Source organism: uncultured Pseudoalteromonas sp., assembly GCF_963922945.1.
Taxonomy (GTDB): Bacteria; Pseudomonadota; Gammaproteobacteria; order Enterobacterales; family Alteromonadaceae; genus Pseudoalteromonas.
The window spans coordinates 63,202-82,202 of the sequence record NZ_CAWUKC010000009.1 but is presented as its reverse complement, the minus strand read 5'-3'; the positions used below and the strand labels follow the sequence as shown (position 1 = coordinate 82,202).

The following is a 19,001-nucleotide window of genomic DNA, read 5'->3' as shown; positions in this document are numbered from 1 at the left end:
AGGTTACAAACCTCGCGCCGCGATTTGATCGCCCCTAGATTGAACAAATTTCAATACGCAAAGATTAACACGCCCTAGTTTAATTAAAAAGCGAGTGAGTACAAGCCATGGCGCGAATGAGTTATATAAGTAGCGTTGAGCGCTACCATGAGTATGAGCAAGTAATACATAGCTTGCTTGACTCTATTTTAATGAGTATTGAAGATGGGCTTGCTAAAAATCGAGATACGCGTTTTTTAGTAAAGCAATACCCTTTTTTAGAGTTGCAATATTGTTTAAACGAATCTGGGCTTCAGCAAGGTAATAATGTATGTTTTAAGCATGCTTATAAAAAATTAGCTGGGCAAGGCAATCAGCAAGACTTAAGTGATCGCCCTTACTTTTTACAATCTCAACAAACCAATTCGGTGTGCTTTACCGAACCTTACATCTCAATTGCGACTAATCATTTATGTATTTCGGCTATTAAAGAGCTAAAAAAACCAATTAATCAGCAGCACTACTTAGTATTAGACGTATGTTTAACCCAGCTAATTGAGTTTGTAATGGGAGATTGCGCACGTGCTGGTATTTCGCCTTATTTTAAAGCGGGTTATGGGGTGATTGTGGCGTGTTTATTTACTTTGGTACTGTTTTTACTGAGCATCGTATTTAACGATATATATGCCTTATTAACCCACTTTGACAAAGCCTCTGATCCCCTCGAGCCTTTTAGCATTATTATATATATTACTTTAGCGTTGGCGGTTTTTGATTTAGGAAAGACCATTCTCGAAGAAGAGATTTTAATGCATAAGGATATATTTAGGCACTCTTCTACGCGGCGCACCATTACCCGGTTTATATCTACTGTGCTCATTGCAATATCCATTGAGGCGCTATTAACTATGTTTAAGGCTGCGCTTGGGCAAGCAGAATACTTATTACCTGCCATTGCGATGATGCTTGCCGTGGTAGGGCTGTTAATAGCCTTGGCCATTTATGTGTATTTAGGCGCTAAAGCTGAAACCTTACTAATGCGGGCACGTGCAAAGTTAAAACCCGCCAAGTAGGAGGGTTTTATGTTTAGGTATTATTGCTTATCGAGTGCGCGCTTTGCTTTAAAGTCTGAGTCACTCGTCCATGTAGGCCAGTCACCGTTATTAGCAAGTTGCGACGCTATATCAACAATAAGCTCTATGTCTTGCTTTACGCCACCTAATGACCACTGCGGGGAGTAATCGTCGGCTTCTTTATGGTATTTATGCGCAATGTAATCTGGGTCGGTATCGCCAAGGCTCATAAATAATAAACTAGGTACACCTTGCTTAGCTAAAGAAAAATGATCTGATCTAAAAAACAAGCCGTTTTGCGGGCGAGGGTCCATTTTAACAACGCGACCTTGCGCTTTAGCGGCGTTTGCTAAATAGTTTTCGAGGGTGGATAAATCGTTACCGTATTGCAAAATGTAATCAGTGCCATCAAGCACGTTCATCCCGTCAATATTTAATAAGGCGACCATTTGTTTCGTGGGCACAACACCACCAGTTGCAAACTCTTGTGAGCCAATGAGGCCAGTCTCCTCTGCGGTAAAATTAGCAAACAAAATAGAGCGCTTAAACGGTGTTTGCTTATGGATTTGATTCATAATGCGGGCAATCTCTAGGGTTGCTGCTGTGCCAGAGGCATTATCCACTGCGCCATTATAAATTTTAGGGCCGCTGTCGGTTTGTTTGGTACCAAAATGATCCCAATGTGCGCCTATTATCACATACTCATTAGGGGCTTCGCTTCCTGTAATTTGCGCAACCACGTTATGTGATTTAGCATGCGATACTTCGTTTTTAAATGAAAGGTTGGCTGTTAAATTAAGCGCTGTGGCCTTAAAGTCATCATTTAAAGCCTGTTGTTTTAAATTTTGATAGTTAAGCTGTGCGGCATTAAAAATTTGCTCAGTAGTATCAAGTGTTAGCCAACCCATAACGGGTAGCTTAGAGGCGTTTAGGTTATTGTCCATTAGGGTGTATTTAGTCCCTGTGTTTGAACTTTCAACCACGCCCCAAGGGTAAGCCGCAGGGGCTGTTTCGTGGACAATAAATACCGCTTTGGCACCTTGGCGCGCGGCTTCCTCGTATTTGTAAGTCCAACGCCCGTAGTAGGTCATAGCGTTACCGGTAAATAACGCATCATTTTGTGTAGCAAAGCCAGGGTCGTTTACTAATACAATAACGGTTTTACCTTCAACATTAATGTTTTCGTAATCATTCCAGTTGTATTCGGGGGCATTAATACCGTAACCCACAAATACAATGTCAGAGTCTCTCAAATCAATGAGTGGCTGTAATTGCTCTGTGCGGGCGGTAAAATCCTTACCCGCTTTAAACTTTAAGTCGCCTACCTGTAATTGCATGTTTTGATTAGCCGTGACCATGGCCATTTTTACTGGCTGTAAATACTTGCCATTATACGCCCCAGTTAAACCCAATGCTTCGTATTGCCCGCTCAAGTAACCCACTGTTTTTACTTCACCATGGGTAAGTGGACCACGACCTTGAAACTCATCAGAGGCAAGTGTTTTTATATGCTGCTTAACGTTATTTAGGCTAACGCCAGGCGTATTTTCTAAAGAATGCTCGCTTGCAGGGTCAGAGCAACCAAAGAGAGCAACCAGCAGGCTTAAGCTAGCGCCTTTTAAAAGAGATGATGCCATAGTTTTTAAAAGAGGCTTTTAATATAAAGGATGCACTAATTTGAGTCGAATATTTATCATCTTACTAGTTCTATTTTTGAAAAATTGAAAATAGCCGGTGTGGGGTGTATAAATAATAAACAACAATAAAAGGAGCACACACAATGAATCAAACTAAAAAAAAGCGGATTCTTATTTATAGGCAGCGGCGTTGCATTTTTTGTAGCAGCTTTATTTTCTCAGCAAGCCATGTTTTTTACCCTCGCAGCAGCCTTTGTTGTATTAGGGACACTCACTATAAAAAAAGCGGCTTAATAGCCGCTTTACTTATTTAGTAGCTTGTAACCACCACTGGGTATTTATGGGCTTATCGCTTACGTTAAATATTTGCCCAAACTGTGGCGTACTTAATGCTACGTTTTTAGCAAAGCTTGCCGCAGTTACGCGCTCAAGTGGGTCAATCCAGCTATGAAATGCTAAATCAAATGTACCGTTATGAATTGGCACCATAATTTTACCTTTTAAATCTAAGTGCGCTTGTACCGACTGCTCGGGTGTCATGTGAATATCGGCCCAGTCTTTGTCGTAGGCTCCGGTTTCAATCAGTGTTAAATCAAAAGGACCATACTTATTGCCAATTTCTTTGAAGCCTGCAAAGTAACCCGAGTCACCACTAAAATAAACACGCTGCTGCGCGGTTTTAATTACCCATGAACCCCAAAGTGTGTTGTTTGCATCACTTATTCCGCGTCCCGAAAAGTGTTGGGTAGGGGTAAAGGCGACTAATGCATGCTCGGTTTGTAGCTCTTGCCACCAGTTAAATGTGCTAATTTTACTTTCATTCACTCCCCACTCAATTAAATCACTATCAACACCAAGGGGCACATAAAACTCTTTAGTTTTTGCAGCCAGCTTTTTAATAGCTGATTTATCAAGGTGATCATAGTGGTTGTGCGAAATAAGTACTTTATCAATAGGCGGGAGCTCGCTAATACTGATAGGCAATTTAGAAAAGCGTTTTGGTCCTAAAAAAGAAAAAGGTGATGCACGCTCACTAAATACCGGGTCGAGTAACCAGTATTCGCCATGCACTTTTAATAGCACGCTGGAGTGACCAAGTTTAACGACATGCACGGTATTATTTGCAAGGGCATTAAGCATTTTTGCTGTAACACTTTTAATTGCAATGGGCTCTTTAGGTGTAACATTGGTGCGCTTTTCTGTTATGTAGCGCCCTAAAATTCCAAGCGTTTTCTTAAAGTTATTGGGCTCAACCTGTTGATGGTTATGAAATTTACCATTTTCGTAGTTATCTACATTAGGTGCTTCACTAACACCTTGCGCAACTATTTGCTTATTCACGCTACAACCTCCAAAAACAATGATGGCGATGATCACAACTAACCATTTTATAAATGTCATTGTTAATCCTTAAGGTAAACTAGTGAGTGTAGTTTTTCATTGTTTTGAGGGAAAGTAAACTATGCAGTGCATTTTTTTGTTGTTTAGTTAAAATGTAGCTATTAGTAATTGCAGAGCTCATTATGAAATTATCAGAAAAAAAACGCATAAATATTCTTCAAGCAGCAGAGCAGCTGTTTTTTGAAAAAGGTGTAGAGCACACCAGTATGGATCAAGTTGCTGCAAAAGCGGGCGCTTCTAAGCGAACTGTTTATAATCACTTTGCGACAAAAGAAGAGCTATTTCAGGCTATTTTAGCGGCTATGCTGGCTAAAATTAATCATGGAGATGTTATTCACTTTGATGAAAATCAACCAATTGATTTGCAGCTCATGACTATTGCCGAGCAAGAAGTGGCCATGCTTACATCGCCTGATTTTTTACGTTTAGCCAAAATTGCTTTTATGCAAATGTTACAAGAGCCTCAGTTAGCAAAGTCATTAAGTAATAATACTATGGGATGTATGACTTATTTAGAAAGTTTTTTAGAACAAGCAAAAACAGCAGGCGTTTTAAAAGGTGATGAATTAAATGTAGCCGCTAAACAATTTGTGTATCAATTAAAATCGTTTGTGTTTTATCCGCTGCTTTATGGGTTTGAAACAGCATCAGAGCAGCAAAATAATAAAGTAATTGAACAAACAGTAAGTTTATTTTTGGCAAAGTATAAAGCGTAATTTCAACATTCGCTGACCTAAATAAAATTGGTAACAAAACACTGGTTATAAAAGTAAATAATTGGTAAGTTAAATTTAACTTAATTTGCTTACCATTAATCTAGGCCGGTTGTGTATGTCGAAATTTAGCTTGCGTGTTTTAACTATTTATTCTGTGTGTTTTTTGAGTGTTTTAGTTATTGGTTGCGGCAGCTCAGGATCAAAAAGTGAGCCTGTAAATAGCTTGGTTATTGCACAGAGCGCGGCAGTTATTAGTGGTGAAATGGCTGTAAGTATTGATAACACTCATGATATTGCAATAACAGGAGAGCTATCTATAACCGATGCACAAGCCAGCGAAGCAGTCTTTAACACACAAATCAATACCACAACAGCTTATGGTCTATTTAGCTTAACTGAGGAAGGTAATTGGTCATATATGCTTAATAGCGGCCATGCCGCTGTGAGTACACTAAACGAAAATGAAACCTTACTTGATAAAATAACCGTCACATCGGCAGATGGCACCGAAGCGAAGGTCTCTATCACCATTATAGGCACTGCACGCGGTGATGATTTTATAGCAACAGAAGAAACAACCCTCAATGCCGATGGCGAAAATACGGGACTAAGCGCCTATCACTTAATTGAAAATGCCTTTGGAGTAGGGTCAATAGAGTCCCCCGATTTGTACAGCACAAATCATCAAGATGTTGTGCATATTATTGAAGATACTGACTCAATAGTAGGTAATCACTTTGTATTTTTAGCGCATCGCGATGAAGACCAAGATAGAGATAAAGGCGCAACCGACCGCCAGCGCAACGAAATTAAATCATATGACAAATCACCCGCAGCAACACTTGCATTTAAAGACGAAACAGTACAATACCATTGGAAGTTTAAGGTCTCTAGCGAGCTTGAGCTAAGTAGTAAATTTAGTCATTTTTTTCAAATAAAAGCGCGAAATGACAGCAACGATAATACCAATGGCAATGACGACCAGCCTATTATTACACTCTCTGGGGCACAAAAAAACAGTACAGGTAATCAACTGCAAGTACGTTATAGCGCAGGCTTTGACGAAAACGGTAACAGCACCGGGCTTGATAAAAACCTTGTAGAAACTGACTGGTCACTTATTACTGATGAATGGGTAGCAGTATTCGTACAAGCCACTTTTAGTGAAGCGGGGCAATTTGAAATGAGTCTAAGGCGCTTAAGTGACAACGAAGAGCTATTTAGCATTAGCGAGCAAAACATAGATATGTGGCGTGGCTTTAGCGATGATGACTTTGCCCGTCCTAAATGGGGTATCTATCGTTCAATAGTCGAAACCGATAGCCTTCGCGCTGAAGAAGAGCAGGTACGATTTGCTGATTTTGTGATTAAAAAAGGCGTTTTAGCGCAGTAAATATTTGCCTAATTTTTTATCGTGGCTACTTACACGTTGTTGAATAATAGCCACTATGTGGCGGCGTATCCACTGCAAACCGGCATCGTTGTCTTGGCGCTTATGCCAAATAACAGAGACGGGTGTTGGTGGCGTATCAATAGGGCTTTTTAAAACCACGAGCTCATTGGTAAATATTTCCTGCTCAAGCGCTATTGAGGGGATGACACAAATAAGATCGGTATTTTTAAGAATATTAGGTACATTTGCCGCGTTATTTACCGTCATCGCTACTCGGCGTTTTAACCCTAATACTCTTAGTGCTTGATCAGATGGCCCTAAAATATCGCCCGTAATTGATACTAATAAATGATCTGTATTAGCAAAGTCAGTAATACTTAAAGGGGCATTAGCAAGTGGGTGGTCAGGGCGCATAAGTACAACATATTTAGGCTTTAATAAGTGCTCGGCTCTAATAACGTTTTCAGACAGGGTGTAGCGATTAATTGCCAGTTCGGCTTCGGCGTCTTTAAGTACATTGGCAGCCTCTACTGCCCGATTAGGGATTGCATGGATATTGATGCCAGGAGCCTGCTGCTCAATAATTTTACGAAGAGGCCCCCATATCATTTCTACAAATATATCAGCGGCAGAAATCCGAAAAGTGCGCTGCGCTGTCGCTGGGTTAAATTCACTTTGGTTTATAGCATGCTCTAATGATCCAAGTGGCCCCTGTATTTGCCCCCATAAATTGTTTGCAAATGCAGTAGGTTGAATATTTCGGCCATCTTTTATAAATAACTCTTCTCCCCACGCTACGCGCATACGTGCAAGTGCATTAGATACCGCAGGTTGTGTCAGCGATAGTTGCTCTGCTGCCCGCGTGATACTGCCTTCAGTCATGATGGCATCAAAAATCATTAATAAATTAAGCTCTTGAGGACGCATATAGCACCGTTATAAATTTTAAATGTAAGATTATATTACATCATTTTTTATGATGTGTTTCATACAATAATATAATTATTTTTATGTTTATGCTGCGTTCATAATATAAACAGATTTTAACACAACTCGTACAGCAAGAGAGTTAACCATGTCAGCTATATATAAATTTACATACACATTTATTATTGCGCTATTGGCAGTAATACTAGGTGCATGCAGTGATAAGCCAAGTTCTAATCAAAGTAATGATGCTGCTGAGCAAGGGGTGTCTGTAGAGGTCGCCGAAGTAGTAAGTCAGCGGATAACCGAGTGGGATAGTTTTACAGGGCGGTTAGAGTCACCGCAAACAGTGTCTTTGCGTCCTCGCGTATCTGGTTATATTGAGGCCGCAGTATTTGAAGAAGGGGAGCTGGTAAATAAAGGCGATACGTTATTTTTAATTGATAGCCGCGAATTTAACGCGCAAGTAGACCGCTTAACTGCGCAACTGGATGAAGCAAAAAGCCGCTTAAAACTAGCAAAGCAAGACTTTAACCGTGCTAAAGAGTTATTTAAAAGTAAATCAATATCTAAAGAATTATTAGAGACCCGAGGCGCCGAGGTTGACCAGGCGAATGCCTACGTAGCACAAAGTAAAGCATCCCTTGAGCTTGCACAGCTAAACAAAACCTTTACACGCGTAGAAGCACCTATTTCAGGACGAGTGTCTCGGGCGTTAATTACCCAGGGCAACTATGTCAGTGCAGGGCAAACTGTAATGACCTCTATTGTCTCTACAGAGCAGGTATATGCCTATTTTGATATTGATGAAGCCACGTGGCTTAACTATCAAAAAGAACACCTTGATAACAATCAATCTAGCGCGTTACCTGTTGCAATGCGTTTAGCGAATGAGCAAGGTTACCAGCACTGGGGCAAGCTTGATTTTGTTGATAATCAAGTCAATACCCAAACCGGTACATTACGCGTGCGGGCTGTATTTAATAATCAAGACGGTGCGCTTTTACCAGGGTTATTCGCCCATTTAAAATTAGCTGGGGGCAATACTGAGCAAGGTATTTTAATTGCGGAGAAAGCCATTGGTACCGATTTAAATAATAAATACGTGTTAACGGTTGATGAGCAAAATAAAGTGCAATACCGCGCTATTACTTTGGGCGACAAAGTAGATGAGCTACGAGTTATTAAACAAGGTTTAAAAAGCGGTGAGCGCATAGTAGTTAATGGATTGCAGCGCGTTCGACCTGGTGCACTTATTACACCAGAATTAATTAATATGGCTAAGCAAAGTACTTTAAACGAGTTACAAGCTTGGCAGCAAAAGGTTGATAATCAAAACCGCTTAGCCAATGCTGAGCCGTTACTTGAAATAGGCATGTAATAATGAATTTTTCTCAGTTTTTTATTCATCGACCGATTTTTGCAGCGGTTTTATCGGTTTTTATTTTCATAGGTGGCGCCATAGCTGTGTGGCAGCTTCCGATTACAGAATATCCTGATGTAGTTCCCCCAACGGTGGTTGTTACAGCTAACTACCCAGGCGCAAACCCAAAAGTAATTGCCGAAACCGTCGCCACAGTGCTTGAGCAAGAGATAAACGGCGTAGAAAACATGCTGTACCAGTCATCGCTTGCAAATTCGGCCGGCACCATGACATTAACAATCACCTTTGCAATAGGGACAGATCCAGACGAAGCAACCACCTTGGTACAAAATAGGGTTAATAGAGCAATCCCTCGTTTACCAGAGGAAGTACAAAGGCTAGGTGTTGTTACCGAAAAGTCATCACCTAACCTTACCCTAGCGGTTCATATGACCTCGCCTACAGGGCGATACGATAGTTTGTATTTGTCTAATTATAGTGATCAATTTATAAAAGATGAGCTAAAGCGTATTAATGGCGTGGGCCAAGTACGTGTATTTGGCGCAGGCGATTACAGTATGCGTGTGTGGCTAGAGCCTAATAAACTAGCGGCGCTCAATTTAAATCCAAGTGATGTAGTCAATGCTATTCGCTCGCAAAATCAGCAAGCTGCGGCAGGCAGCCTAGGTGCGCAACCTATAGGCACCAGTGAGTTTCAATGGCTTATCAATGTAGAAGGGCGCTTAATAGAGCAAGACGATTTTAAAGAAATAATTGTAAAAACGGGTGATAACGGCGAAATTACCCAGTTAAAAGATATTGCTAGAGTAGAGCTAGGTGCAGATAGTTATACCCTTAGACCGCTTCTTAATAATGAATCCATTGCCGCTGTGCCTGTTTTTCAAGCGCCAGGCTCTAATGCATTACAAATTTCTGACGATGTACGCGCTAAAATGGCTGAACTATCGCAGTTATTTCCAGAGGGTATGAGCTATGAAATAGTGTATGACCCTACCGTATTTGTAAGAGGCTCTATTGAAGCCGTAGTTGATACATTATTTGAAGCGGTTTTATTAGTTGTGTTGGTCATTGTGCTGTTTTTACAAACATGGCGAGCATCTATTATTCCGCTGGTGGCAGTGCCAATTTCATTAGTGGGCACCTTTGCTTTTATGCACTTAATGGGGTTTTCACTTAATGCGTTGTCGTTATTTGGCTTGGTGTTAGCAATTGGTATTGTTGTTGATGATGCCATTGTTGTGGTCGAAAATGTTGAAAGAAACATCAGTGAGGGATTAAGTCCTATTGATGCAACCACTCAAGCAATGAAAGAAGTAACAGGGCCTATTATTGCCACTACTTTAGTGCTTGCTGCGGTGTTTATTCCTACTGCGTTTATGAGCGGTTTAACAGGGCAATTTTATCGTCAATTCGCACTTACAATCACCATTTCAACGGTACTTTCTGCCATTAACTCGCTTACGCTAAGCCCAGCGCTGGCTGCGTTATTACTCAAACCTCATGGGCAAGACAACGATTGGTTAAGCCGTGTTATTAATAAATTATTTGGCCGTTGGTTATTTTCGCCTTTTAACAAGATGTTCGATAAAGCTTCGGGTAAATACACAGGGGCAGTGGGCCGACTAGTGCATAAAGGTGGCATAATTGGTGTCTTATACGTTGGTTTATTGGTCTTAACGTGGCAGCAGTTTGAAAAAACACCAACAGGGTATGTTCCGCCGCAGGATAAAATGTATCTCGTCGCTTTTGCGCAATTACCTAATGCAGCATCGCTAGATCGCTCTGAAGAGGTGGTTCGCCAAATGTCAGAGATAATCAGGGCGCACCCAGGCGTGAGTGACGTTGTTGCTTTTGCAGGTTTAAGCATCAATGGTTTATCTATAAACCCAAGTTCGGGGATGATGTTTACACCGTTAGAGCCGTTTTCAAAACGTCAGGGGCCGCGCATGTCGGCAGCTGAAATAGCTCAGGATTTAAATAAACAACTTAGTCGAATAAAAGGCGCTAATGTTGCTATATTTCCACCTCCTCCAGTAAGGGGAATGGGCACTATTGGTGGCTTTAGGCTGCAGCTTGAAGATAGAGGGTCATTAGGATTTGACACCTTACAGCAAGTAACAAATGAAGTAATTGCTAAAGCTAAAGCCGACCCCGCCCTTGCTAATGCGTTTACTAGTTTTACAACGGAGGTACCCCAGCTAGATGTAAAGGTGGACCGTAAAAAGGCACTAAGTTTAGGGCTTGAAATAAACACCTTATTTCAAGCGATGCAAGGCTATTTGGGCACAGTTTATGTGAACGACTTTAATTTATTTGGTCGCACGTATCAGGTAAATGTGCAGGCAGATGCACCCTACAGGGAAGATGTAGAGCAAATTAAGCAATTAAAAGTGCGCAATAAAAATGGCGATATGATTCCCCTTGGCGCAGTGCTTAGTATTGAGCATAGTTTAGGGCCAGATAGAGTAATGCATTATAACGGCTATGTTACGGCCGAGGTTAACGGCGTACCCGCACCAGGGTATAGCTCTGACCAAGCTAAAGCCGCAATAGAAAAAATACTCGATGAAACACTACCAATGGGTATTGCGTATGAGTGGACAGACATAACCTATCAGCAAATTTTAGCGGGTGATACTTCAATGTATGTATTTCCCCTTATTGTGTTGCTTGTATTTTTGGTTTTAGCAGCGCAGTACGAAAGCTTACGTTTACCTGTCGCTATTATTTTAATTGTGCCTATGACATTGCTAAGTGCGCTGATTGGTGTGGCTATTTATGGTGGTGATAATAATATTTTCACCCAAATTGGCCTAATCGTGTTGTTTGGTCTTGCCACTAAAAACGCTATCTTAATTGTTGAGTTTGCAAAAGAACTGCAAGATACCGGTATGGATGCATTTAATGCCATTAAAGAGGCAAGCCGGTTGCGATTACGCCCAATATTAATGACCTCAATAGCATTTATTATGGGGGTTGTACCTATGGTGTTTTCATCGGGAGCAGGCTCTGAAATGCGCCAAGCTATGGGCGTTGCGGTATTTTCTGGGATGATAGGCGTAACGGTATTTGGCTTAATACTTACACCTGTGTTTTATTATATACTTAAACGCAGTGGTAAAAATTAAACCGATAAAAAAGCCCTTAGCAATTTAATTGCAAAGGGCTTTTTAATGCGTTTTAAAAAATAATTATTTTACTTCTTTACCTGCCGCTTGTTGGTCAGCGTGATAGCTTGAACGAACAAATGGGCCAGAGGCAGCATGCGTAAAGCCAATTTCATCAGCGTATTCTTTTAATGCGTCAAATTCCGCTGGTGGCACGTAACGTTTAACTGGCAAGTGATGCTTAGAAGGCTGTAAGTATTGGCCAACGGTAAGCATGTCAACGTTATGCGCACGTAGATCACGTAATACTTCTTCTATTTCACTAATTTCTTCACCTAGGCCAACCATTAAGCCAGATTTAGTTTTTACCTCTGGGTGCGCTTCTTTAAAGCGACGAAGTAGCTCTAATGACCATTTGTAATCGGCACCTGGGCGCGCAAGTTTGTATAAACGCGGCGCTGTTTCTAGGTTGTGGTTAAACACATCAGGTGGCGTTTCAATTAATATTTCGAGTGCGCGGTCCATACGGCCACGAAAATCTGGCACTAAAATCTCAATAGTAATGGTTGGGTTGTGCTTACGGATTTCGCGAATACAATCGGCAAAATGCTGTGCGCCGCCATCACGTAAATCATCACGGTCAACCGAGGTGATCACCACGTAGCTAAGCTTCATGTCTTTAATTGTTAGTGCAAGCTTTTCAGGCTCTGCAGCATCAGGCTTTAATGGGCGACCATGGGCAACATCACAAAATGGGCAACGACGAGTACAAATAGCACCTAAAATCATAAAGGTAGCAGTACCGTGGTTAAAACACTCTGAAAGGTTAGGACACGAGGCCTCTTCACATACAGAGTGCAAGCCGTGCTTACGCATTGCTTGTTTAATACCGTCAATACGCTCTGTTGATTTTGGTAAGCGGATTTTTAGCCACTCGGGCTTGCGCAACATTTCAGTTTTTTCTGTAGGTAAAACTTTAACGGGGATCAACGCCATTTTTTCTGCGTCGCGTAGTTTTACACCTGGTTCCATTTTGACTGGTTTACTCATTCGTTTTCAAACCCTTCAGTATGCTTAACCTGTGTTGCATTAAGCTTCTTTATCATGTGTTTTACCAGCCCTTCACTTGCTTGTGCTAAGTTTTGAGGGCCGTTTAATTCTTTCGTTTGTACCATGTTCATGCCGGCATAACCACATGGGTTGATGCGTAAAAACGGGCTTAAGTCCATGTTAACATTTAATGCTAAGCCATGAAACGAGCAACCACGACGAACACGTAATCCTAATGAGGCAATTTTACTGTCGTTTACGTACACACCGGGGGCATCAGCTTTTGCGTAAGCATCAATGTCGTATTCGGCAAGCGATTCAATGATGCACTCTTCAAGCCAGGTAACAAGCTCACGCACGCCAATTTTTAAGCGGCGCAAATTAAATAATACATACATCATTTGTTGGCCGGGGCCGTGGTAAGTAACTTGCCCACCACGGTCTACTTTAATGACTTCTATGTCACCAGGGGCGAGTAAATGCTCATCTTTACCAGCTTGGCCTTGGGTGAATACACTTTCATGCTCTACAAGCCAAATTTCATCTGGCGAGTTGTCATCACGGGTGTCGGTGTAGGCTTGCATTTTTTGCCAAATCGGCATGTAACGCTGTCGGCCTAGTTGGCGTACGATTAATGTGTTTTCGTTCACAGCAAGTCTCAACTATGGCTTAAAGCATGTGGCGTACGTCATCAATACTGCTGATCACGTTGTAAATTTCTTCGATGTGTTTGCCGCTAGTAACCGTAGCCACTAAGGTAACAGATTCATAATTGCCTTTGCTGCTTGGCTTTACTTTTGGTGCGTAGTCGCCCGGTGCAATAGGTTGTAATTTAGCTAAAATTTGCTCCGTTAAGTTAACGTTTGCTAAACCCATAACTTTAAAGGTGAACGGACATGGGTACTCAAGGTACTCATCAAATTTAGTATTTTTAACAGGTTGAACCACGACGGTGACTCCTCATACAAAAGTGTGGACTCTATGCAAAGCGCGAAGCTTAATACAGATAGGCAATTAGCAGTGTTGCTTATATGGGGCGCATTCTAGCATTTTTCAAGCAAAAAAAAACGCCCCATAACAGAGGCGCTTTGTTTAACAACCCAAAGACTGTTGGGTTATTTTTACATTTACATAATTTGCAAACGTAAGTAGTCGTAAATTTTACTAAAGAAGCTGCCTTCTTCTACTTCTTCAAGAGTAACTAGCGGGTATTGTGCAATGTCTTCGCCCTCTAGTTGTAAAAATAAAGTACCTACTTTAGTGCCCTTTGCCAGTGGTGCTTCAAGCGTGTTGTCTAGCTCAAAGTTAGCTTTAAGGTTTTTATGTTGACCACGTGGGATAGTAATTGGCGTATCTTCTAAAATACCTAACGATACGTTTTCTTTGTTACCCATCCAAATGCGTTGCTCTGCAAAGCTATCACCCGCTTTGTAAGGGGTAATTGTTTCAAAAAAGCGAAAGCCGTAGTTAAGTAGTTTTTTGCTTTCTACTTTACGTGCGCGTTCGCTTGAAGTACCCATAACAACTGCAATTAAACGCATGTCGTTTTTAGTCGCAGACGTTACTAAGCTGTATCCTGCTTCTGATGTATGACCGGTTTTAATGCCATCAACATCTAGGCTTTCATCCCATAACAAAGAGTTGCGGTTATATTGCTTAATACCGTTATATGTAAACGATTTTTGCTTATAAAGTGCGTACTCATCTGGTACATCACGAATAAGTGCAGCGCCGAGCGTTGCCATATCACGTGGGGTAGTGTAGTGCTCGTCTGTATCTAGGCCGTGGCTATTAATAAAGTGGCTGTTGCTCATGCCTAATTTAGCAGCATGGGCATTCATTAAATCAGCAAAGGCGCTTTCGCTGCCTGCAATGTGCTCAGCCATGGCTACACACGCATCATTACCTGATTGAATAATAATACCGTGATTAAGCTCATCAACACTTATTTGCTTGCCTACTTCAATAAACATTTTTGACGATTCAGGGAAGTTTTTTGCCCAGGCTTTTTCGCTCACTGTCACCATATCGGTTGGTGCAATGTTACCGGCGTTAATTTCAGTACCAATTACATAACTGGTCATCATTTTAGTTAAGCTTGCAGGGGCAAGCTTTGTATCAGCTTCGCCTTCAGCAATCACTTTACCCGTTGTAAAGTCTACTAAAAAATAACCTTTTGCATTAATTTGAGGTGGTGCCGGAATGATTTGGGCGCTGGCTGAAAATACGGCGGCTGTGCAAACTAAGCCGCATACACCTTTGAGGATTTTATGTTTAATTGATTTCATCATACTCATTAATGGTTAAAGTTAAAATTTCGCGTTATGCCCATCTTATACCCAAACTAACCCAAGATGCGAGTATCGTTGGTATTAAAAACAATTTAGCAAGGTATTGATTGTCAATAATAGTCACTCTATTTCAATCAATAACGCAGTATAAATCGTTTTAAACCGTCGCTGGCACGTTTTACTTACTCTCTGTAATGTTCTTTTTAAAAAGGATTGCTATATAAAAAGTAACACCTAGATTTTAGCCCCTGCGCAACGCTAAATTTGCACCTTGGGGTTGTTTAGTTATTCGTCTTACTGCGTGTAAAGCAAGAACGCGTTTTGAAATTGGTTTTGTTTTAATTTTTTTAATACGTTTTGTGCATGCTGGGCATCTTTAATCGGGCCCAAATGCAAACGGTATATGTTGTCTGCTTTTACTATATTAGTAGGTACTTGATATTGCAGGCGTAATGTAGAAGCTAATGCTTCAATATTACTAAGCGTACTACCTGCGGCTACCTGTATATATGTTTTACGTGCAGGAATGCTGTCGAGCGTAATCGCCTCTAGCTTAACCTTGGCTGTACCGTGCGTGTAATAGCCTAGTTTATAAGCAGCAGCATACGAAAGATCGATTATTCTGTCGTCGTGAAACGGCCCACGGTCGTTCACACGTACAATTACTGATTTATTGTTGGCAGTATTAGTAACGCGTACAAAGCTTGGTAGAGGTAAAGTTTTATGGGCTGCGCTCATAGCAAACATATCGTAAATTTCACCGTTTGAGGTATGGTAGCCATGAAACTTACGGCCGTACCACGAAGCAATCCCTTCTTCTGTGTAGCCTTTTTCATCAAGCATTGGGGTATAACGTTTACCTAATACTTCGTATGGACGACTTGCACTGGCACTTTTTTTCACATCCACCACAACGGCATCTTGCATTTCAAGTGCAGTAGGTGCACGCAGTGGTGCGGCATCGTGCTCCATATGATAACGACTATTAGAGCCGCTACTACATGCGCTTAACAAAAATATTAAGGCTGAAATTAATAACAGCTGGGTAGGCTTATTCATTATTTTAAAAGCATCCTTTTATCTGTCGCAATTGACATAATAATGCCAAATCCGGCCATTAACGTCACCATTGAGGTGCCGCCATAACTAATAAGGGGTAAAGGTACACCTACAACAGGTAACAAGCCCGATACCATGCCTATATTTACAAAAATATATACAAAAAAGGTGAGGGTAAGGGCGCCGGCCAATAATTTACCAAACGCATCTTGCGCGTTTACCGCAATGTATAAACCGCGGCCAATAATAAATAAGTACAGGCTTAGTAAAACACACACACCAAATAAGCCAAACTCTTCACTTAATACCGAAAATATAAAGTCGGTATGACGCTCGGGTAAAAACTCGAGCTGTGATTGGGTGCCTTGAAGCCAACCTTTACCTTCTATACCGCCTGAGCCAATAGCGATTTTAGATTGAATAATATGATATCCCGAGCCAAGCGGGTCGCTTTCTGGGTCTAAAAATGTTAGCACGCGTTGCTTTTGGTAATCGTGCATTCCATAGTGCCAAAATGGCCATGCAGCAAGGGCTACAACCGAGCTTAAAAAGCCAATTAAGCGCCAACTCAAACCGGATAAAAACAACACAAAAATGCCTGAGCTGGCAATCAAAATTGAGGTGCCTAAGTCGGGCTGCTCTTTAATTAATAAGGTAGGCAGCATCACTATGACAAAGCCAATAATTAGGTGTAATGGACGAGGGGGTAGTTGATTTCGGCCAATATACCAAGCCACCATCATAGGGACAGCCAGTTTCATGAGCTCTGAGGGCTGGAAACGAGTAATGCCTAAATTTAACCAACGCTGAGCACCTTTTGAGCTCACGCCAAATAGCAATACGCCGACCAACATGAGTAACCCAACACAATAAAGGGGGATCACTAAGCGTTTAAGTGTCGCGGGAGAGAACTGAGCAAGCACTATCATGCCTATAATAGCGCCGCCCATACGGGTAATATGGCGGATCATCATGGCTGAATCTTGGCCGCTTGCGCTATATACGATAGTAATACTGCCAGCCATCATGAGTAATAAAGCAATTAGTAACGGTAAGTCTAGATGCATGCGCACCCATATAGAGCGCTTGTTATGTAGTACGGTCATTGCGCGGTATTCCTAGCAAGTTCTATTGGGTTAGCTGCAAAATAATAATCCATTAACTCACGTGCAATTGGGGCACCCACGGAGCTGCCACCACCGGTGTTTTCTACGACAATGGAAACCACAATTTTAGGGTCGTCATACGGAGCAAAACCAATATAAATCGCGTTATCGCGTTGGCGCTCTTTTAGTGATTTTGCATCGTAACGCTCACCTTGGGCAATACTCACTACTTGCGCGGTACCTGTTTTACCCGCAGGGTCATAATTAGCGCCTTTAAATGCACGGTGTGCCGTTCCTGTTACTTTTTTAACTGTATTGTGCATCGCATCGAGAGCGATACGCCAGTTATCTGGGTTATTAAGTACTACTGGCGGTTTTTCTTCGTTATTAATTTGCGTCACTTGGTCTTCTTTTTTAGCCACTTGCGCTAAATGCGGCGGGTGGTTTATGCCTTTATTAACCAATATATTAGTCGCGTTAGCAATTTGAATCGGGGTAGCTGTCCAATACCCTTGGCCAATCCCCACTGAAATAGTATCGCCACGCCACCACGACTCTTTAAAGCGGCCTTCTTTCCACTCTTTTGAAGGCAATATGGCTGTGGTTTCTTCGTGTATGTCTATACCGGATAAGTCACCAAAGCCAAAGCGGGCCATAAAATTACTAATTTTTGTAATGCCTAAGCGATAAGCTGCATCATAAAAGTAAGTATCGCACGACTCTTCAATTGCTTTGTAAACATCTACGTGACCGTGGCCCCAGCGTTTCCAATCGCGCCATTTATGTTCAACATTCGGTATTTGAAAAAATCCAGGATCCCACACCGAGGTGCTTTCACTGACAATGTTTTCTTCAAGTGCCAGTATAGCCATGTGCGGTTTTACTGTGGAAGCAGGCGCATAGCGCCCTTGAGTGGCACGGTTAATAAGAGGGCGGTCGGGGTTCAGCAGTGCTTTATAATCTTTACTGCTAATACCGTGTACAAATAAATTAGGGTCGTAACTTGGGTTTGAATAAAGTGCTAATACCCCGCCATCTTTGGCATCCATTACTACAACCGCGCCGCGCATATCTTTAAGCGCATGTTGTGCTATTTGTTGTAAACCTATATCTAAGGTAAGTACTAAATCGCTGCCAGGCTGCGGGGGGGTCATACTTAAGGTACGAATAACACGGCCGCGATTATTTACTTCAACGCGTTGAGAGCCCACTTGGCCATGCAAAAGCTGCTCATAATATTTTTCTATGCCGAGCTTACCAATATCGTGCGTAGCGCGGTAATTAGTGGCTTGGTCTTCTTGTTCTAACTTATTGAGCTCTTTGCGGTTTAATTTTGCCACGTAGCCTAGTGCATGGGTGAGTGTGTCGCCATACGGGTAAAAGCGTGCAAGGCGCGCCTCAATGCTAAAGCCTGGAAATTTATGCTGATTAACCGCAAATTGGGCCACTTCGGTTTCATCTAAGCGAGCTTTTAGTACTTGCGACTTAAAACGACGTGTATGCTTTATGTTGTCGATAAAGTCTTTTTTTTGCGGCTCGGTAATTGTAATTATTTTGCTAACTTGCTCGAGTGACTCAGCTAAGTCGTCGACCTCTTCAGGAATAACCTCGAGGTTATAAACGGGTTTGTTTTCAGCAAGCAGTACACCGTTGCGGTCGTAAATAAGGCCACGGTTTGGCGCAATAGGAATGACTTTAATACGGTTATCGTTAGAGCGGGTTTGATAGTCGGTGTGTTCTTCTACCTGAATGGTATAAAGATTAGAGAGCAAAATTGCCACTAAGCCTAAAACAAAAATAAAACCCACAAATGCGCGCCGTGCAAATAAGTTTGCCTCAGCGGAATGGTCGCGTATTGTGGGTCTTTGCTTAATCATA

General features: G+C 41.7%; 15 protein-coding genes. 5 read left to right on the top strand and 10 right to left on the bottom strand.

Annotation, left to right across the window (positions count from 1 at the left end; genetic code table 11):
- The first annotated feature begins 107 nt into the window (after positions 1–107).
- Positions 108–1,052 carry a general glycosylation pathway protein gene (locus tag AABI99_RS03825; RefSeq protein WP_338363499.1) on the top strand — a complete coding sequence of 315 codons (945 nt, stop codon included), beginning with the start codon at positions 108–110 and terminating at the stop codon, positions 1,050–1,052.
- A gap of 20 nt (positions 1,053–1,072) precedes the next feature.
- Here AABI99_RS03825 and AABI99_RS03820 read toward each other — a convergent pair whose 3' ends face one another.
- Positions 1,073–2,689, bottom strand: coding sequence for a M28 family metallopeptidase (locus AABI99_RS03820; protein WP_338363497.1), 1,617 nt, complete (start codon positions 2,687–2,689; stop codon positions 1,073–1,075).
- Positions 2,690–2,995: 306 nt separating this feature from the next.
- A complete protein-coding gene (locus tag AABI99_RS03815) occupies positions 2,996–4,090 on the bottom strand; it encodes an MBL fold metallo-hydrolase (RefSeq protein WP_338363494.1) in 1,095 nt (364 codons plus the stop codon).
- A 122-nt stretch (positions 4,091–4,212) separates the two neighbouring features.
- On the opposite strand from AABI99_RS03815, the gene AABI99_RS03810 reads away from it, so the two are divergent.
- Both AABI99_RS03810 and AABI99_RS03805 read left to right on the top strand, forming a co-directional pair.
- Positions 4,213–4,806 (top strand): TetR/AcrR family transcriptional regulator, encoded by a 594-nt coding sequence (locus tag AABI99_RS03810; protein WP_338363490.1) that lies wholly within the window; start codon positions 4,213–4,215, stop codon positions 4,804–4,806.
- A 115-nt stretch (positions 4,807–4,921) separates the two neighbouring features.
- On the top strand, positions 4,922–6,199 hold the full coding sequence (locus AABI99_RS03805) for a VCBS domain-containing protein (RefSeq protein ID WP_338363489.1): 1,278 nt from the start codon (positions 4,922–4,924) through the stop codon (positions 6,197–6,199).
- Here AABI99_RS03805 and AABI99_RS03800 read toward each other — a convergent pair.
- Complete coding sequence (locus AABI99_RS03800; protein ID WP_338363487.1) at positions 6,188–7,126, bottom strand: LysR family transcriptional regulator; 939 nt, start codon at positions 7,124–7,126, stop codon at positions 6,188–6,190. The genes AABI99_RS03805 and AABI99_RS03800 overlap by 12 nt on opposite strands.
- Positions 7,127–7,274: 148 nt before the next feature.
- On the opposite strand from AABI99_RS03800, the gene AABI99_RS03795 reads away from it, so the two are divergent.
- Positions 7,275–8,507 carry an efflux RND transporter periplasmic adaptor subunit gene (locus tag AABI99_RS03795; protein ID WP_338363485.1) on the top strand — a complete coding sequence of 411 codons (1,233 nt, stop codon included), beginning with the start codon at positions 7,275–7,277 and terminating at the stop codon, positions 8,505–8,507.
- Positions 8,508–8,509: 2 nt separating this feature from the next.
- Positions 8,510–11,638 (top strand): multidrug efflux RND transporter permease subunit, encoded by a 3,129-nt coding sequence (locus AABI99_RS03790; RefSeq protein WP_338363483.1) that lies wholly within the window; start codon positions 8,510–8,512, stop codon positions 11,636–11,638.
- A 63-nt stretch (positions 11,639–11,701) separates the two neighbouring features.
- Here AABI99_RS03790 and lipA read toward each other — a convergent pair whose 3' ends face one another.
- The 7 genes from lipA to mrdA all read right to left on the bottom strand — a co-directional run bounded on the left by lipA (position 11,702) and on the right by mrdA (position 19,000).
- Positions 11,702–12,667 carry a lipoyl synthase gene (gene lipA / locus AABI99_RS03785; protein WP_010555987.1) on the bottom strand — a complete coding sequence of 322 codons (966 nt, stop codon included), beginning with the start codon at positions 12,665–12,667 and terminating at the stop codon, positions 11,702–11,704.
- Positions 12,664–13,317 carry a lipoyl(octanoyl) transferase LipB gene (lipB, locus tag AABI99_RS03780; protein WP_338363479.1) on the bottom strand — a complete coding sequence of 218 codons (654 nt, stop codon included), beginning with the start codon at positions 13,315–13,317 and terminating at the stop codon, positions 12,664–12,666. The genes lipA and lipB overlap by 4 nt, the downstream gene beginning before the upstream one ends.
- Before the next feature lie 19 nt (positions 13,318–13,336).
- Positions 13,337–13,615, bottom strand: coding sequence for a DUF493 family protein YbeD (ybeD, locus tag AABI99_RS03775; RefSeq protein ID WP_055013966.1), 279 nt, complete (start codon positions 13,613–13,615; stop codon positions 13,337–13,339).
- A gap of 179 nt (positions 13,616–13,794) precedes the next feature.
- On the bottom strand, positions 13,795–14,955 hold the full coding sequence (locus AABI99_RS03770) for a serine hydrolase (protein ID WP_004585914.1): 1,161 nt from the start codon (positions 14,953–14,955) through the stop codon (positions 13,795–13,797).
- Between the two features lie 297 nt (positions 14,956–15,252).
- Positions 15,253–16,017, bottom strand: coding sequence for a septal ring lytic transglycosylase RlpA family protein (locus tag AABI99_RS03765; RefSeq protein WP_338363476.1), 765 nt, complete (start codon positions 16,015–16,017; stop codon positions 15,253–15,255).
- Positions 16,017–17,123, bottom strand: a complete 1,107-nt coding sequence (rodA, locus tag AABI99_RS03760) for a rod shape-determining protein RodA (RefSeq protein ID WP_338363474.1) — start codon at positions 17,121–17,123, stop codon at positions 16,017–16,019. Before rodA ends, AABI99_RS03765 begins: the two co-directional genes overlap by 1 nt.
- Positions 17,120–19,000 (bottom strand): penicillin-binding protein 2, encoded by a 1,881-nt coding sequence (mrdA, locus tag AABI99_RS03755; protein ID WP_338363472.1) that lies wholly within the window; start codon positions 18,998–19,000, stop codon positions 17,120–17,122. The genes rodA and mrdA overlap by 4 nt, the downstream gene beginning before the upstream one ends.
- Position 19,001: the final 1 nt, after the last annotated feature.

Bases quoted from the DNA above. Each gene is read 5' to 3' on its own strand.
- lipA (WP_010555987.1), bottom strand. From the start codon at position 12,667: ATGAGTAAACCAGTCAAAATGGAACCAGGTGTAAAACTACGCGACGCA.
- AABI99_RS03810 (WP_338363490.1), top strand. From the start codon at position 4,213: ATGAAATTATCAGAAAAAAAACGCATAAATATTCTTCAAGCAGCAGAG.
- AABI99_RS03770 (WP_004585914.1), bottom strand. From the start codon at position 14,955: ATGAAATCAATTAAACATAAAATCCTCAAAGGTGTATGCGGCTTAGTT.
- AABI99_RS03815 (WP_338363494.1), bottom strand. From the start codon at position 4,090: ATGACATTTATAAAATGGTTAGTTGTGATCATCGCCATCATTGTTTTT.
- mrdA (WP_338363472.1), bottom strand. From the start codon at position 19,000: ATGATTAAGCAAAGACCCACAATACGCGACCATTCCGCTGAGGCAAAC.
- AABI99_RS03800 (WP_338363487.1), bottom strand. From the start codon at position 7,126: ATGCGTCCTCAAGAGCTTAATTTATTAATGATTTTTGATGCCATCATG.
- AABI99_RS03790 (WP_338363483.1), top strand. From the start codon at position 8,510: ATGAATTTTTCTCAGTTTTTTATTCATCGACCGATTTTTGCAGCGGTT.
- AABI99_RS03805 (WP_338363489.1), top strand. From the start codon at position 4,922: ATGTCGAAATTTAGCTTGCGTGTTTTAACTATTTATTCTGTGTGTTTT.
- AABI99_RS03765 (WP_338363476.1), bottom strand. From the start codon at position 16,017: ATGAATAAGCCTACCCAGCTGTTATTAATTTCAGCCTTAATATTTTTG.
- rodA (WP_338363474.1), bottom strand. From the start codon at position 17,123: ATGACCGTACTACATAACAAGCGCTCTATATGGGTGCGCATGCATCTA.
- AABI99_RS03825 (WP_338363499.1), top strand. From the start codon at position 108: ATGGCGCGAATGAGTTATATAAGTAGCGTTGAGCGCTACCATGAGTAT.
- AABI99_RS03795 (WP_338363485.1), top strand. From the start codon at position 7,275: ATGTCAGCTATATATAAATTTACATACACATTTATTATTGCGCTATTG.
- AABI99_RS03820 (WP_338363497.1), bottom strand. From the start codon at position 2,689: ATGGCATCATCTCTTTTAAAAGGCGCTAGCTTAAGCCTGCTGGTTGCT.